This is a genomic window from Persicimonas caeni, from assembly GCF_006517175.1.
GTDB classification, from domain to species: Bacteria; Myxococcota_A; Bradymonadia; order Bradymonadales; family Bradymonadaceae; genus Persicimonas; species Persicimonas caeni.
Genome location: NZ_CP041186.1, coordinates 5,582,724 through 5,597,416, shown reverse-complemented (window position 1 = coordinate 5,597,416; position 14,693 = coordinate 5,582,724). Strand labels below are relative to the sequence as shown.

Sequence of the window (14,693 nt, the reverse complement as noted above, 5' to 3'; positions counted from 1 at the left end):
GTGATTTGCTCGAAATGAGGGGTTTAAGGTGTCTTTTGCTGCGCGTGATTCGCCAGCCACGCCTCGGTGCGGCGCACCGCATTGTGACGGATATCCATGTAGAAAAGCTCGTAATCCATCAGATGGTAATTGCCGGGCGCCATCTCATCCTCGTTGTAGCCGAGCTCGTCGAGATCGGGCACGCGCAGCACGCCGTCCTTGCATTGGGCGACCAAAAAGCCCTCGCGCGGCTCGCTCAGGCCGGTCACGTCGAGGCCGACCGGCTTGTCGGAGCGAAGTACCGTCAAGAGGGACGGGTCGTCGCCTTCGTTGAGCGGCTGGACGGCGCCCCGATGCGCCTCGGGGGAGGAGGTCTCTTCGTCGGCTCGCCAGGTGATCGGGTTGGTGCACTGGCGCGGCGCGTCGACGGGCACGCGACGAAGCTCGTCGCCCTGCCAGTGTAGGAGTGTGTCTGAGTTGAGCTCGGCGGCGTAACGGTAGGTGTCCCAGGCGACGATGCAGCCGGTTTGGGTGGGCTCCGTGCACGGCTCGAGGTGCTCGTAAACTTCGCCGTAGCGCGACATCGGCAGCGCAAAGCCGGGCACGTACGCAGCAATCATACGCTCGCGAAGCTCGGGATCGGCGTCGATCTTCTCGAGCAGACGCATCGCGTGCTGACTGCCCTGACTGTGCGACGCGACGATGAAGGGGCGGCCCTTGTCTTGCTCGTTCGTGTTGTACTTGTCGATGAACGCATCGAAGGCGCGCTCGACGTCGGCGTAGGCGACCGAAAAGGCCTGCTTGGCCTGGGCGGGCTCCTCGAAATACGCGCCGATGGTCGCCTGGCGGTAGTACGGAGCGAACACGCGGCAGCACGCGTTGAAGGCGCTGGCCTGGCCCGGCAGGACGATCTCGTGAAGAAACTCGCGGGATTTCGCCGAATCGAGCGGGTCGTTCCACAGGTCGCGGTCGAACCAGGTCGTGGGGTGGACGAAGAAGACGTCGGCCGGGGCGTCGGCCTGCCGATCGGTTGCGCCCGGCGGCGTGAAGTCGGCTTTGTCGTCGCGACCGGGCAACGCGGCCCAAGATTCCGGATCGCTATAATCGGGAGCTTTGGCCAGGCGGTCCTGGTCGAACGCCTCGGTCGGCTTGAGAAAGCACGCCGGAGAACAAGCCGGCAACACACATACAACTGCGAGCAGTAGGGCTCGCCCTATCAAGTTGCGCATCTTGTCTCCTCAATCTGCCAGCATATGCCAGACAATCAATTACTCGAGTCGGTCGGCCAACGCATCGAACGCCTCGGAGGTCATCTCGATGAAGAGGCCGCTCGCCTCGGCATAGACCGTGCCGTCGTCGGCGAGGATATGGCCCTTGGGGTACAGCTTGCGTCCGTCGGCCTTCTCGATCCACGCCTCGACGGTCGCCACGGTGCCCAGCGGCAACATCGCGCGAAACGAGGTGGTCAACTCGGCGGCGACGACGGGGTGGCCCGCCACCCAGCACGAGCTGCCGAGCGCCTCGTCGAGCACCGCCGCCATGCTGCCGCCGTGAGCGTGGCCGGGCGGGCCCTGCGCGCCGGGGCCAAACCAGACGCGTCCGACCAACGCGCCGTCCGATTCACGCACGTACCAGCGCAGTCGAATGATGTCTTCGCCGGCGTGTGGCCCGGCCAAAAAGGAGCGCCCGAGCTTGAGATGTGCGAGGTGCTCGTCGGCCGGCCGGTGGCCGGGGCCGATGCTGAGGTCGATGTCTTGTGGGAGGGAACTTGTCACCGCCATACTCCTAGTCAATCTCGCGAACAGCCTTCCTCGATGCCCAGTGTAGCGCACTCGACGCTTGGCGCACCCACGAATCTCGCCCTGGCGCTACCCGCCGACGCGCCCCAGCCGGCCGCGCCCGCAGCTTGATGTAATCCACGCCGAAATTAGCATTCATGAGGACTGCCTAAGCTGCTCGACCCGGAGGCTGTCCTCAACAATTACGCTAACTTCATTCGAGCACACATGAGAGGTTTGCATGTCGCGTCTGTCTGGAATGCTGAGCGCTATCGCTGCGGTCTTCGCCCTCACCCTCGTTGGCTGCGGCCCGTCGACCTATCAACTGCAACCCACTGACCTGACCCCTTCGGCCACCGGCAAGGTCGAAGTCGAGGACGCCGACGAGAATGAAAATTACAAGGTCGACCTGGAAGTCAAACATATGGCCCCGCCCAAGAATCTGGGGCCATCGCTGTCGACCTACGTCGTCTGGCTCGACACTGCGGAGTCGGCCCAGACCATCAAAGTCGGGCAACTGAAGGTCAACGAGGATTCGCGCGAAGCCGATATCGAGTTCACCACGCCCTACTCCGACTTCGAAGTGCTGGTGACCGCCGAGCCGAACAAGACGGTCGGGGCGCCGGGCAATAAGGTGGTGCTGCGCCAGCGCGTGTCGGCCGGCGGCTGACGCGACATCGACAGCAGAAAACGAAAGGCCCCGCAGCGTCCGTGGCGCTGCGGGGCCTTTTGCGTTCGAAGCGGTCGAAAGACCGCATCAGGACGCCTCTACTTGGTGCTCGGGTCCGGCGTCAGACGCAGGTAGGGGCGAAGCTCTTCGACGTCGCCAAACTGCTCTTTGGCCGTTTCGGTGTCGATCGACGGCTTGACCACGACCTTCTCACCCTTGGTCCAGTCGACCGGGGTGGCGATATCGTAGTCGTCGCTGAGCTGAAGTGCGTCGATCACGCGCAAGATCTCGTCGAAGTTACGACCGATGGCCGGCGGATAGGTCAGCGTGAGGCGAATCTTCTTGTCCGGGTCGATCACGAAGACCGAGCGCACCGTGGCGGTGTCGTCGGCCTTGGGGTGGATCATGTCGTACATGTTGGCGATCTCGCGGTCTTCGTCCGCGATGATCGGGTAGTCCATCTTGGCGTTCTGAGTCTCCTCGACGTCCTTGACCCACTCGTGGTGGTCTTCGATGGGGTCGACCGACAGGACGATACGCTTGGCGTTGCGCTTTTTGAACTCGTCGCTCAAGTTCGCCGCGCGCCCGATCTCGGTGGTGCACACGGGGGTGAAGTCGGCCGGGTGCGAGAAGAAGACCACCCAGGAGTCGCCGCCCCACTCGTGGAAGTCGATCTCGCCTTCGGTGGTCATCGCCTTGAAATTCGGTGCTTCGTCGCCAAGTCGTAGAGTCATCTTCTAAACCTCATTTGTTGTGTGAGAAACTGTCAGTAACTACACGAAGATCGAACCTGAATCCCGACGGCACGCTGCTCGTCGGTCGACATACCTGTAAACACGGGCGCAACGATGGCAACCCCTCATCACCGGCTTTCCTCTCATGTCACCCGCACGTTGCTCGTTTGTCTCGTGGCGATAGGCCTGGGCGGGTGTGGCGCCGTCATCGACTCGGTGCTCGGCAACCCCGAGAGCTGCCAAGAGACCTGCGAGGACACCTACCAGGCGTGCCTCGACCAGATGGGCACCCCGGACGCCAACCACTACTGCCTGAACCGGCGCACGCAATGCTTCGCCGATTGCTGAGTCGTGCAGAGTGCGACGCGCTTTCTCCGCTGGGCGACTCCTGCTACCGTGTGGGCCTATGTGGATAACCTGAGCACCTTTTTTGACGACAAGAGATCATGCCTACCTGTTACGGCCTTACCCCCCGCGCCCTCCGCTGGCGCCTCGTCTTGCTGTTTAGCGCAGCAACCCTCCTCTTCAGCTGCAGCGACGACACCACCGACGGTGGCTCGCAGTGCCCGGAGGGGACGCAACTCAACCAGATTTCGGGCTCCTGCGATCCCATCGTGCGCGGCGATTTCGATAGCGGCACCGACGATACCGGCGAGCCGAGCGATACGGATGAGGAGGCCGACGCCGACCCGCCCGACGACACCGGGAGCGCGGACGTGGGCCCCGATGCGCAGACCGAGGACACCTCGAGTGATGCGCCCTGCTCCGAGCTCGAACGTCGCTGCCAGAACGGCAACGTCGAGACGTGCTATAGCGGGCAATTCCAGCTCACCGATGAGTGCTCCGACGACGAGATCTGCGAGCGAGGCAACTGCATCCCCGACGGCGTCTCCTGCCAGCCCGGCGAGTCGCGCTGCGTCTCACCGACGGCCTATGCAGTGTGCGAGTCGGACGGCTCGTCGTTCGGCGACCCCGTCAGTTGCGGCCAGGGCGAGAGCTGCGATGGCGGCGAGTGCAGCTCGGGTTGCAACGGCGTGCTCAACGAAAAATCGAACCTCGGCTGCGAGTACGTGAGCATGCGCCTGAACCAGGCCAACGGCCTGCAGACGCTGCCGCACACGGTGGTCGTCTCCAACCCGGGCGACCAACCGGCCACGGTCAGTGTGACCAGCCCGGGCATCTCCAACTTCAGCATGCCCGACCAGACCATCCAGCCCCAGCAGAGCGCGATCATCGACTTTCCGACCTCGCCGATGATCGACCAGGCCGGTGTGTCCAACCAGATCTACATCCTCAACACCTCGCTGCCGGTCATCGCCACCCAGTTCGCCCCGTTGAACAACCCGGGCGCAGGCAGCGAGACGAGCGACGCATCGCTGCTCTTGCCGACGAACGTGCTCGGCACCGAGCATATCGTGCTCGGCTGGCAGGGCCCTCCCGGCTTCGGCGGCTTCCAGTCGGCGGGCACCTATATCGACGTGGTCGCCATGCAGGACAACACCACCATCCAGGTCTCCGGGCCTAAGGCGCTGTCGGCCGGCTCGTTGGGCTCGATGGCGGCGAATAGCTCGCAGAGCTTCTCGATCCCGCGCAACCACGTGCTCCATCTGGCCGAAAACGGCGGCATCACCAGCTCGGGCACCGATCTGTCGGGTACGGTCATCACGTCGAACAAGCCGGTGGCGGTCTATACGGGCGCGACGCTCGTCAATATCCCCGACCAGCCGATCATCTCGAACCCGCCGTCGAGTTGCGTGCAGACGGGCAGCCCGTGCACCTACAACGCCGATTGCTGCACGGGCATCTGCGGCCACCCCTATCAGAACGGCAACGAAGTCGCCTGGGAGTGCATGGACAGCCTGAGCGCAGGCGACCATGTCGAGCAACAACTCTTCCCCACCGACACTTGGGGCACCTCCTACGTGGCCACGCCCTTCTATAACCGGGGCGTCAACGACTTTTCGATCTACAAAGTCACCGCCGCCAACGACAACACGACGGTGAGCATCGATCCGCCGGTCAACGGCGTCTCGAGCATGACGCTCGACCGCGGCGAGGTACGCCAGTTCCACACCCCGGATGCGTTCGAGATGAACGCCAGCGCTCCCATCATGGTCGCCCAATTCATGATCGGCGGAACGAACTCGCCGTCGGGTGACGGCGACCCGGCCTTCTTGCTGCCGCCGGCCGTCCAACAGTTCCGCGACAGCTACGTCTTCTTGGTCCCCGACCAGTACGCCATGAACTTCGTGACGCTGATCGCGCCCAGCGGCACCGACGTCCAACTCGACGGGACGACCCACGCCGCGTCGACGTTCACGCAGGTCGGCGGCCAGAGCGGCTGGGCATACAAGCTCGTCGATTCGCTGGCAGGCGGTGTGCACACCGCCAGCGCCAACCAGAACTTCGGCATCGTCGTCCACGGCATGGACAACTACATCAGCTACGCCTTCTCCGGCGGGATCATCCTGCCGAACTGACGCCCGCGAGGGCCACCCGGGCAACAAAAAAGCCGCCGCTCCAACGAGGGAGCGGCGGCTTTTTTGTTGCCGTCGTGTGCGAAACGGGCGGCGTGCTACTACGTGACCGGCAATTACTTGCCGGCTTCGTCCTTGGCGGCCTCCGCCTCAGCTTGCTTGGGCTTTTCGGCCTGCTTGTCCATCGGGGCGACCAGGTCGACCTTCAGGAGGACTTCTTTTTTGATCAGGTCGTCGGGCTTGCCTTTGTAGACGATGTCGAAGTCGAATCGGTTGAAGGTAAACTCGGTCGACGCCTCGAGCTTGTCGTCGCCGGCTTTGATGTTGGCCGGGAAGGTCAGCTCTTTGGTGACACCGCGGATGGTGAAGTCACCGGTGACCTCGTGCGAGAACTCTTTGCCGTCGGGAGACTTCGACTTCTTCTCGACGATCTTTTTGGAGACGAACTTGGCCTCCGGGTGCTTCTCGACGTGGAAGAAGTCATCGGACTTGAGGTGGCCGGTCAACTTCTCGGCATCCGAGAAGACGCTGGTGGTGTCGACGGTGAACTCGACCTTCTCGACCTCGCCCTCGTTCTCCCACAGCTTGCCTTCGAACTTCTTGAAGCCGCCTTTGTGGTCGCCGGTGACTTTGGCGCCCACCCAGCCGATGGACGACTTGTCGGTGGCCACGGCCACTTCGCGCGGCTCGCTCTTGGCCTCGTCGGCCTTCTCGTCAGCCTTGGCCTCTTCGGCCTTCTCGTCGGTCTTCTCTTCGGCCGAGGCCTCGCTGACCTTCGCGGCGGCTTTGTTGTCGGTTTCGCTCTTGCAACCGGCGGCCATGGCCATACCGGCGGCGAGGAGGAGGACTGCAATCTTTTTGGACATCGGGGTCTCTCTATCGTTCGAGTTTCAGGATGAACGGTGTTCGTTGACTTCAAATACCAGTTTGGCTCCGGATATTTCATCCAAAGCGTTTGGCGTATGATAGAGAGCCCCCCCGAAAGAGCAATGCCTGCGAGAAAAACAGGCTGTTTCCGCAGAACAACAATCCCCTGCACGCAGGAGTGGTTAGCCAGGCGGTCAGATTCGCAGCTCCGGCTCGGGGCTAGGCCCCTCGAGAGGACGCTGCGCGCGGCGCAGATCTTCGACCATGCGCTCGAAGATGCGGTCGCGCTCCTCGCTGACAGGATGGCGAAGCACCGCCGCCGGGTGATAGGTCACCACGACTTCGACGCCCCACAAGGAGGTGTGGAACTGGTCGCGGCTCTTCGAGATGGTGACCTCTTGGCCGAGCACTCCGCGAGCCGCGCGCGTGCCCAGGGCCACAATGCGCTGCGGGGTGACCATCTGCATCTCGGCGTCGAGCCAGGGACGACACGCCTGGATATGCTTTACGCCGGGAGCTTTGGGATTGCCCGGGCCGTCCTCGACACTCCAGCGGATATGCTTGACGGCGTTGGTGATGTAGACCTCGTCGCGGCTCAGCCCCGCCTCTTCGAGCACACGCTCGAGGAGCTTGCCCGCATCACCGATAAAGGGTCGCCCCTGTTTGTCCTCGTTGCGTCCGGGCGACTCGCCCACCAGCATCAAACGTGCGTCCGTGGGTCCTTCGCCGAAGACGACGTGTTCGGCGTCTTTGTAGAGGGGGCAGCCGCGACAGTCGGCTGCGGCCATCGCGAGGTCGTCGCGATTGCGCTGTTCGGGAACGAATTGCTCTGCTCCGGGATATTCGTCACGTGCCATCGTCTCCTCCTGGGTGGGGGTCGATTCGCTCGGTCGGGCCGTGTCCCTTGCGAATGTGCGCGTCAACGCTAACCGGTCAAGATCGCTCACCTTTCACCCCACCAACACCCGACCACCGCACTGTCGACATTACCTTCGGCGCTTAGATTGCGGCTGTGAACCAAATAGTGGCCTCTGCTTCGGTTTCGCTCCCAGCCGCAAGCCCAAATTGTGTCAACATCTCACTCCATAGACGGGGAACGCTCGATGAACTTCCACCCGAAACCACTCGACGAGCAAGTTATCGTAGTTACAGGAGCCTCGAGCGGCATCGGCATGACGATCGCCGAGATGGCCGCCGAGCGCGGCGCGCGTGTGGTTCTGTCGGCGCGTGCCGAGCCCAAGCTACGCACGATCACCGACCGAATCACCGAGCGCGGCCTCGAGGCGACTTACGTGCGCGCCAACGTCACCAAGCCCGACCAACTCGAGCTCCTCGCCCACACCGCCATCGAGCGCTACGGCGGGATCGACACCTGGATCAACAACGCCGGGGTGACCATCTTCGGCCGCCTCGAAGATACCGCCCTCGACGACGCCCACCAGCTCTTCGAGACGAACTATTGGGGCGTGGTCAACGGCTCGCAGGCGGCCCTGCCCTTTTTGCGCCGCCAAGGCGGCGGCACGCTGATCAATATCGGCAGCACCCTGTCCGATCGTTCGCTGGCGCTGCAGGGCCACTACTCGGCGAGCAAGCACGCGGTCAAAGCCTATACCGACGCGCTGCGTATGGAACTGGAGAAGAACGAAGACCCCATCGCGGTGTGTCTGATCAAGCCGGCGTCGATCAACACCAACTATGTCAAGCACGCCAAAAACAACATGGACGTCGAGCCGACGCTGCCGCCGCCGGTGTACGCCCCGGAGGTCGTCGCCCGCGCGGTGCTGCAGTGTGCCGAACATCCCAGACGCGACGTCGTCGTTGGCGGCGGCGCCCGCGCGCTGTCGTTGATGGGCAAGCTGGCGCCCGGGCTGGGCGACCGGGTCATGGAGGCGACGATGTTCGCCGGGCAGAAGACCGACCAGCCGACCAATGGTGGGTCGTTGGGCACGCTCTACGCTCCGAACAACAACGAAGCCCCCACCCGAAGCGGGGATATCGACGAATCGGTGCCCGTGTTCGAGCACAGCCTCTACACGGCGCTGTCGATGCACCCGGTCGCCACCGCGGCGGCCGGGCTGTTGCTCGGGGTGGGGGCTGCCGCGCTGGCAAGACGGTTGTAGACGCGATGAAAACGGCCAAGATCGACGGACCGATCGTCATCTCGGGCAACGATGACTCTACGGTCTGTCCGTAGAGCGCTCACTGGACTGGAAGCGGCGCGATGTGCGGACTAGTGGAGCAGCGCCTATCCGGCATGGGCAACCGATAATCTGAGTGTCAGCAACTGACACCCGAATCTTTGCAGGGGTCGTGGCCCCAGTTCATCAACGAGTAGCGCCAATTGGAGTCTACGACGTCCGATGAGGGCTTCTGGGCCAGATGGCGATTCACGTAGCCGACGACCTTTTGCATGTGGTCGTAGTCGCCGTCGGTCAGGTCGGCCTTCTTGGTCCGTTTGATGTCGACGATGCGGCGGCCGGACTTGTGGCCGATGGCCTCCCCGTCGCCCGAGTCCTGGCCCACCGAGCGTGACTCGTTGGTGTCGAGCCACTCCTCGAGTTCTTTGGGCGCCATGTTCACCGCGTCGTTGAACTCCCGGTAGATTTCGTCGTGGTTACTCGTCGCCATATCTCCTCCGAGGTATGAGGATTTGTTGCCCTCGGAACGTATGCACGTGCCCCCCACCTAACGACCCCCTCCAAACGGTGTCAGACACCGTGGCAACCAGCTCTCATGCGCCTCTCAGGCTGCTTTTCGATTTGCGCACCGCCAAAAAACAGCGCCCACTCACACGCCCCAGCATACAAAAACGTGTCTCGGCCCATTACCGGCGACATCACTCGGTAGGCCGGCCGTCCGATTGCATCGATTTCAAGATCCACGTCGAAACGAAGACGCACTTCGGTGGACTCACGACGCGAGATGCGTGAGTGGGGGTTCAATGGATGGCAAGCCGTCAAGGACAAGGCCTGATACTACAAAGTGACGTTGTAGACGCTAATTGCTGGGGGGAGGTGGGTCGCGGCGGATATCGTGACTCCCGCCCACGCAGAACTGGTGGCCGGGCGGGATGGTGCCATCGGGGAATTCGATCTCAGTCTTGCCTTTGCGCCACTTGCGCACCGCCTTTCGATAGCCACTGACGAGCAGGCGTCTGTTCTCTCGATAGGCCTGGCGCTGCTTGCAGTCGCCGCCGTGGCATAGCGGGCGAGGCGCCTTCTTGGGGTTGTTAGGGCGTTCGTTCCACTTCACGCTGAGCACCTTCTGAGGCCCAGGACATGGCCTTTTCCGCTTCTTGGCCAGCTCACCGGCGTGCTCGTGGCACGTCTCGACGATCTTTCGATGGTAGGTCTCGTCGTCGAGATCTCTCCACTGCGGGAGCTTCGCCATCTCGAGCGTGTAGCGCTCGGTGGCCATCTCGATGAGCTCGGCTTCGGTCTTGTACTTGTTCTTGCGTTTGCGCTTCTCCGCCCAATAGGTCTTGCGGTTGACGACTTCTCCCACCATGGGCTCACCAGACTTATGGATATCCCACGAGCACAACCCCGGCCACAGCTTCGGGTGACTCACGAGGCCCGACTCGCTGGGGTTGCACACGATATAGCGCAACCGGTCGACCATCGCCTCGTCGTCCATCACCTTGGTCGCGGTGTAGCGGCGCTCCCAGAAGGTGCCAGTGCGGTTGCGCAGGGCGTTGATTTTCTTTGCCAACTGGCTCTGAAAGTCGCGCATGAACAGGTGCAGCTGCAGCTTCTTGGAGCGCACCAGCATGTGAAAGTGGTTGGACATAAAGCAAAACGCGAAGATTTCGACGCTGTAGCGCCAGGCATACTTGGCCAACAGCCCCAGGATGATGGCGTTGACCTGCTCCTCGGGCAAAAGCGCGTACATCTGGTGCAGAGTGCGATTGCTCAATTCGTAAATGACGTCCTTTTCTTGATTTCGCAACGGGTGTCCCATGGGTGCCGTGCTCCGTAATGTGGTGAAGGTTCATCAACAGCCCTCAATACGGTTTTCGGCAAAAGGGGACGATTCGTTGCGTGATCGGGCGAAATTTCTTGGCGAGCCACGGGCAGAGATCGCGCACAAGATCCTGCTCAGACGCGCATGAATGCTGGCCTACACGGTGTCTGACACCGTGTGGGGGGTGGGGTAAAATCGGGGGGCATTTTCTGTTTGTCGAATTGGCGCGAGTCACTGGTCTTGTCTCGCGGTGTTGATTACCATCGACCTGCCAAACGTGGTCCGCCCGCGCGGCTCGCGGGAGTACCATCGAGACCTGCCGGGCTGGAAGCTTCTGCCGACGTGCCACTTAACTCACACGCCTTCTTGGCCAGCGAATATGAGCGACATCATCGACCGCCGCGACCTCGACTTCCTGCTGTACGACTGCCTCCATGTCGACCAACTGACCGAGCACCCGTACTTTGCCGACCACAATCGGCAGACATTCGAGGCGGTCGTCGACACCGCCATTCGTATCGCGCGCGACAAATTCGAGCCTCACGCCGCCAAACTCGACCGCGAGCCTCCCAGCTTCGACGGCGACCGCGTCCACATCATTCCAGAGGTCGCCGAAGCCATCGAGGCATTCACCGAGGCAGGTTTTTTGAGCGCCTCCTTCGACGCCGACGACGGTGGCATGCAGCTGCCCTACTCCATCGCACAGGCCTACATGGCCGTCTTCTACGCCGCCAACTGCGCCACCGCGGGCTATCCGCTCTTGACCCTCGCCGCCGCCAACCTGTTGGCCACCCACGCCACCGACGAACAAAAAGAGCGTTTCCTCGAGCCGATGCTCCAGGGACGCTTCTTCGGCACAATGTGCCTCTCCGAGCCCCAGGCCGGCTCCTCGCTCACCGACATCGAGACGGTCGCCGAGCCGTTGGGCGCCGGGCGCTACAAGATACGCGGCAACAAAATGTGGATCTCGGGCGGCGATCACGAGCTGGGCGAAAATATCGTCCACCTCGTGCTGGCTAAAATCCCCGGAGGTCCCCCCGGCGTGAAGGGCATCTCCCTTTTTATCGTCCCCAAGATGCGCCTCGACGACGCAGGCAACCCCGCCGAGCCCAACGACGTGTCGTTGACCGGGCTCAACCACAAGATGGGCTTTCGCGGCACTATCAACACCGCGTTGAACTTCGGCGAGAACGACGACTGCATCGGCTGGCTCGTCGGTGAGGAGCACCAAGGGTTGCGCTACATGTTCCACATGATGAACGAGGCGCGCATCGGCGTGGGGCTCGGTGCCACGATGCTCGGCCACGCCGGCTACCAGCACAGCCTCGAGTACGCCAAAGAGCGCCCGCAAGGGCGACCGGCCGCCGACAAGGATCCCACGTCCGAGCCCGTCCCAATCATCGAGCACGCCGACGTTCGCCGCATGCTGCTCGCTCAGAAAGCCGCCACCGAGGGCGCGCTGATGCTCGGGCTCTTCTGCGCCCGACTCGTCGACGACATCAAGCTCGCCGAGGTCGATGAAGATACCGAGCGCGCCGAGCAGACCAGCCTTCTGCTCGACCTGCTCACTCCAATTGCCAAGGCCTGGCCCAGCGAGCACTGCCTCGAGGCCAACAAGCTCGCCATTCAAGTGATGGGGGGCTACGGCTACTCCAGCGAATACCCCGTCGAGCGGCTCTACCGCGACAATCGCCTCAACGCCATTCACGAGGGCACCAACGGCATCCAAGCCCTCGACCTACTCGGGCGCAAGGTCACCATGAAGAACGGTGCCGCGCTGCAGCTCCTGCTCGGCCGCGTCAACGCCGACATCGAGCGTGCGCGCCAAACCCCCGAGCTGGTCGAATTGGCCGACGCCCTGGAGACCGCGACCCAGCAAGCCGCTAAGGCGACCATGACCCTCACCGGCGCAGCCATGCAGGGCAAGGTCGACCTCTTCTTGGCTAACGCCAGTGTCTATTTGGAGATGCTGGGGCACATCGTCATCGCCTGGATGTGGCTGCAACAAGCCACCATCGCCCACAACCAACTGGATGAAGACGGGCTCGACACGGCGCGCGAGCAATTCCTTCACGGCAAGCTTCAGGCCGCGCGCTACTTCTTTCGGTGGGAGCTTCCCAAGGTCGCCCGCCATAGCGAGCTGCTGAGCTCACTCGACGACACGACCTTGTCGATGCAACCGGAGTGGTTCTAACGGCGCTGACACTAGCGTGCCTCGAGGCTCAATCCGCCCGGGTAGGCATACGACACGTATTGGTCGTAGCCGTGCGCGGTCAGCCCCACCGGCTGTGAGGCCTCGACGCGATGCACGCCCTCACCCACCGGGACTTGGTAGACCTGCCAATTCGTCCCGGTGATGGCGCTCGGTGTCACTGACACGGCCTGTCCATCCACGCTCACGCTCGTTCCGGTGGGGGCGGTGATGCTCAGAAAATTGTCTCCGAATCCCGCCGGGATCAACACGATATAATCGCTGCGATACTGGCGAGTGGAGACGTTGAGCAAGAAGGCCGGATCTCCCGGCGAGCCGGAGCAGAACAGCCCCGAGCAGACGCCGTCGTCGGACGCCCCCACCATGAACTGCCCCAACAACACCGGCGCGGAGGCCTCGAGCAAAAAGTGCTCGGCGGTCGAGAACTCGTAGACTTGGCCCCGGTCGAGCGTGGTCTGCGAGCTGCCGCCGACTGCGGGTGTGAAACTCACCTGCGTACCGTCCTGGCTGGCGATGAGTCGATAGACGTCGACCTCTTCGTCGCGCGGGGCAAATTTCGCGGCTACCAGCGTCGCCCCCCATGTGTCTGTCGGGTAGAGCTGCTGCTCGAGGTGGTCACAAGCCGCCGTGCCCACCGGCACGTCAGCGCACTCACTCCCCGAATAGACCGCCACCGGTTTGGTGCTGGTGATGGTCGACCCGCTCAGATCGTGGCCCGCCTCGTTGGGCGTCGACAGCGAGAGCACTTGACCCCGGTCCAGCGTAAAGGTCTGGCGCTGACCAGGCGTGAGCGCAGATACCCCGCCGCCCGCTTCAATGGGAGCAGTCGGTTCGACGGTGACCTGCGTGGCATCTTCGGCGGCAATGATCGTGAAGTAGGCGCGTCCTTCGGTGACCCGAAAGCTCGTGGTGGTGGGCCACCCCAGCACCATGTAGTCCGTACCGATGGCGTGTGATGGCAGCAGCAGCGAGGCGTCGGTCGAAGCCACACCGGAGCGGTTGAGCGGGTTGAACTGGTGAACCGTGACCGGCCCGGTCGATTCGACGATGTAGCTCTGGCGCGTCAGCCCGGTGTTGTCGACATCGCGCCGGGCGAGTTCGAAGGTCTGCAATTGGCCGACCGCGATTGTCTGACTGGTGACCTGCGAGCCGTCGCCGGTCGTAATGGTCACGTCGACCGGTGCGGTGTGGCTATTGGAGACGCTGATTCCGAATTGCTGGTCGTCGCCCGGATCCATGTGGTCGAGGTCGGCGGCCAAAAACTCGCAGCCCAGATAGCCCTTCTGGTTTGCGCAGGGCCCTGTGTCAGCCACGCAGGCGCCCGCCTCACAAACCTCGCCCGAGCCACACGTTTGCACCGCCGTCTGCGCGCTGCCATCGTCGCTGCATCGCACCACGTCGTTGCCCTGGCAGCTCGTCTGGGACGGCACGCAGGTCAGAACCTGGCAGGTGCCCCGATGGCAAAGCTCGTCCGATTCGCACGTCTCACTGTCGAATCCCAACCCATCGTCGGCGCAGACAAGCGCCTCGCTCAGGGTCGCGCACGTGCGCTCACCGGCAGCACAACTTCCCTGGGCCTGCTCACAGCGCCCCTGTCGGCATAATGCCCCCTGGCCGCAGTTTGTCTCGTCGAACCCATCGCCCGAAGTGTTGCAAGTGGCCAAGGTCCACAGATCCGCGCACTGACGCTCCCCGGGCGTGCATTGCCCGTCCGGCCCGGCGTCAGCATCGGCGCCGACGTCTTCAGTCGAAGTCACGTCAGCGCGGCTCGTGTCCGCGACGGAGGCATCCGGCTGGGCTGCCGGCTCACAGCGTCCGCTGAGCACGTTGAATGTCTCGCCGGTCTTGCATTCGCCGTCTCCATTAGGCTCGACCTCGTCGGAACAGCCCGGCAGACCGAGCAAGCCGAATGTGACAGTTGCGACAAAAACACACCAAAATCGCTTCGGAAGCATCTCTACCTCATGGCACTCATCGATACGTGCCGTAGTGTTAGCGAGAGGTTTGCGCCGA

General features: G+C 63.0%; 13 protein-coding genes. 5 read left to right on the top strand and 8 right to left on the bottom strand.

Going from position 1 to position 14,693, the window contains the following annotated elements; all coding sequences use genetic code 11:
• Positions 1-23: 23 nt before the first annotated feature.
• Positions 24-1,208 (bottom strand): DUF3089 domain-containing protein, encoded by a 1,185-nt coding sequence (locus FIV42_RS20640; RefSeq protein ID WP_141199524.1) that lies wholly within the window; start codon positions 1,206-1,208, stop codon positions 24-26.
• Positions 1,209-1,247: 39 nt separating this feature from the next.
• On the bottom strand, positions 1,248-1,754 hold the full coding sequence (locus FIV42_RS20635) for a PaaI family thioesterase (RefSeq protein WP_168210811.1): 507 nt from the start codon (positions 1,752-1,754) through the stop codon (positions 1,248-1,250).
• A gap of 244 nt (positions 1,755-1,998) precedes the next feature.
• Between FIV42_RS20635 and FIV42_RS20630 the strand changes: the two genes are divergently transcribed.
• Positions 1,999-2,427: a hypothetical protein gene (locus tag FIV42_RS20630; RefSeq protein WP_141199522.1), complete on the top strand. Its 429-nt coding sequence runs from the start codon at positions 1,999-2,001 to the stop codon at positions 2,425-2,427.
• A gap of 98 nt (positions 2,428-2,525) precedes the next feature.
• Here FIV42_RS20630 and FIV42_RS20625 read toward each other — a convergent pair whose 3' ends face one another.
• Entirely contained in the window at positions 2,526-3,161 is a 636-nt protein-coding gene (locus FIV42_RS20625; protein WP_141199521.1) for a peroxiredoxin, read from the bottom strand.
• A gap of 174 nt (positions 3,162-3,335) precedes the next feature.
• Here FIV42_RS20625 and FIV42_RS30270 point away from each other — a divergent pair, with 174 nt between their 5' ends.
• Together FIV42_RS30270 and FIV42_RS20620 are read left to right on the top strand one after the other, a co-directional pair.
• Entirely contained in the window at positions 3,336-3,509 is a 174-nt protein-coding gene (locus FIV42_RS30270) for a hypothetical protein (RefSeq protein WP_168210810.1), read from the top strand.
• A gap of 98 nt (positions 3,510-3,607) precedes the next feature.
• Positions 3,608-5,641 carry a hypothetical protein gene (locus FIV42_RS20620; RefSeq protein ID WP_141199520.1) on the top strand — a complete coding sequence of 678 codons (2,034 nt, stop codon included), beginning with the start codon at positions 3,608-3,610 and terminating at the stop codon, positions 5,639-5,641.
• A gap of 113 nt (positions 5,642-5,754) precedes the next feature.
• Here FIV42_RS20620 and FIV42_RS20615 read toward each other — a convergent pair whose 3' ends face one another.
• Both FIV42_RS20615 and FIV42_RS20610 read right to left on the bottom strand, forming a co-directional pair.
• Entirely contained in the window at positions 5,755-6,504 is a 750-nt protein-coding gene (locus tag FIV42_RS20615) for a YceI family protein (RefSeq protein ID WP_141199519.1), read from the bottom strand.
• 195 nt (positions 6,505-6,699) lie between these two features.
• Positions 6,700-7,362 (bottom strand): UdgX family uracil-DNA binding protein, encoded by a 663-nt coding sequence (locus FIV42_RS20610; RefSeq protein ID WP_141199518.1) that lies wholly within the window; start codon positions 7,360-7,362, stop codon positions 6,700-6,702.
• A 246-nt stretch (positions 7,363-7,608) separates the two neighbouring features.
• Here FIV42_RS20610 and FIV42_RS20605 point away from each other — a divergent pair, with 246 nt between their 5' ends.
• Positions 7,609-8,625: an SDR family oxidoreductase gene (locus FIV42_RS20605; protein WP_141199517.1), complete on the top strand. Its 1,017-nt coding sequence runs from the start codon at positions 7,609-7,611 to the stop codon at positions 8,623-8,625.
• A 157-nt stretch (positions 8,626-8,782) separates the two neighbouring features.
• Here FIV42_RS20605 and FIV42_RS20600 read toward each other — a convergent pair whose 3' ends face one another.
• Positions 8,783-9,133 (bottom strand): DUF3140 domain-containing protein, encoded by a 351-nt coding sequence (locus FIV42_RS20600; RefSeq protein WP_141199516.1) that lies wholly within the window; start codon positions 9,131-9,133, stop codon positions 8,783-8,785.
• Between the two features lie 369 nt (positions 9,134-9,502).
• Positions 9,503-10,465 carry a transposase gene (locus FIV42_RS20595; protein WP_141199515.1) on the bottom strand — a complete coding sequence of 321 codons (963 nt, stop codon included), beginning with the start codon at positions 10,463-10,465 and terminating at the stop codon, positions 9,503-9,505.
• A gap of 382 nt (positions 10,466-10,847) precedes the next feature.
• On the opposite strand from FIV42_RS20595, the gene FIV42_RS20590 reads away from it, so the two are divergent.
• Positions 10,848-12,662, top strand: a complete 1,815-nt coding sequence (locus FIV42_RS20590; RefSeq protein WP_141199514.1) for an acyl-CoA dehydrogenase — start codon at positions 10,848-10,850, stop codon at positions 12,660-12,662.
• An 11-nt stretch (positions 12,663-12,673) separates the two neighbouring features.
• Here the strand turns inward: FIV42_RS20590 and FIV42_RS20585 are convergent, their stop codons facing one another.
• Positions 12,674-14,635 (bottom strand): IgGFc-binding protein, encoded by a 1,962-nt coding sequence (locus FIV42_RS20585; protein ID WP_141199513.1) that lies wholly within the window; start codon positions 14,633-14,635, stop codon positions 12,674-12,676.
• Positions 14,636-14,693 lie beyond the last annotated feature (58 nt).

Coding starts and splice junctions, on each gene's coding strand:
- FIV42_RS20640 (WP_141199524.1), bottom strand. CDS start 1,208: ATGCGCAACTTGATAGGGCGAGCCCTACTGCTCGCAGTTGTATGTGTG.
- FIV42_RS20595 (WP_141199515.1), bottom strand. CDS start 10,465: ATGGGACACCCGTTGCGAAATCAAGAAAAGGACGTCATTTACGAATTG.
- FIV42_RS20600 (WP_141199516.1), bottom strand. CDS start 9,133: ATGGCGACGAGTAACCACGACGAAATCTACCGGGAGTTCAACGACGCG.
- FIV42_RS20615 (WP_141199519.1), bottom strand. CDS start 6,504: ATGTCCAAAAAGATTGCAGTCCTCCTCCTCGCCGCCGGTATGGCCATG.
- FIV42_RS20605 (WP_141199517.1), top strand. CDS start 7,609: ATGAACTTCCACCCGAAACCACTCGACGAGCAAGTTATCGTAGTTACA.
- FIV42_RS20590 (WP_141199514.1), top strand. CDS start 10,848: ATGAGCGACATCATCGACCGCCGCGACCTCGACTTCCTGCTGTACGAC.
- FIV42_RS20620 (WP_141199520.1), top strand. CDS start 3,608: ATGCCTACCTGTTACGGCCTTACCCCCCGCGCCCTCCGCTGGCGCCTC.
- FIV42_RS20625 (WP_141199521.1), bottom strand. CDS start 3,161: ATGACTCTACGACTTGGCGACGAAGCACCGAATTTCAAGGCGATGACC.
- FIV42_RS20585 (WP_141199513.1), bottom strand. CDS start 14,635: ATGCTTCCGAAGCGATTTTGGTGTGTTTTTGTCGCAACTGTCACATTC.
- FIV42_RS20630 (WP_141199522.1), top strand. CDS start 1,999: ATGTCGCGTCTGTCTGGAATGCTGAGCGCTATCGCTGCGGTCTTCGCC.
- FIV42_RS20610 (WP_141199518.1), bottom strand. CDS start 7,362: ATGGCACGTGACGAATATCCCGGAGCAGAGCAATTCGTTCCCGAACAG.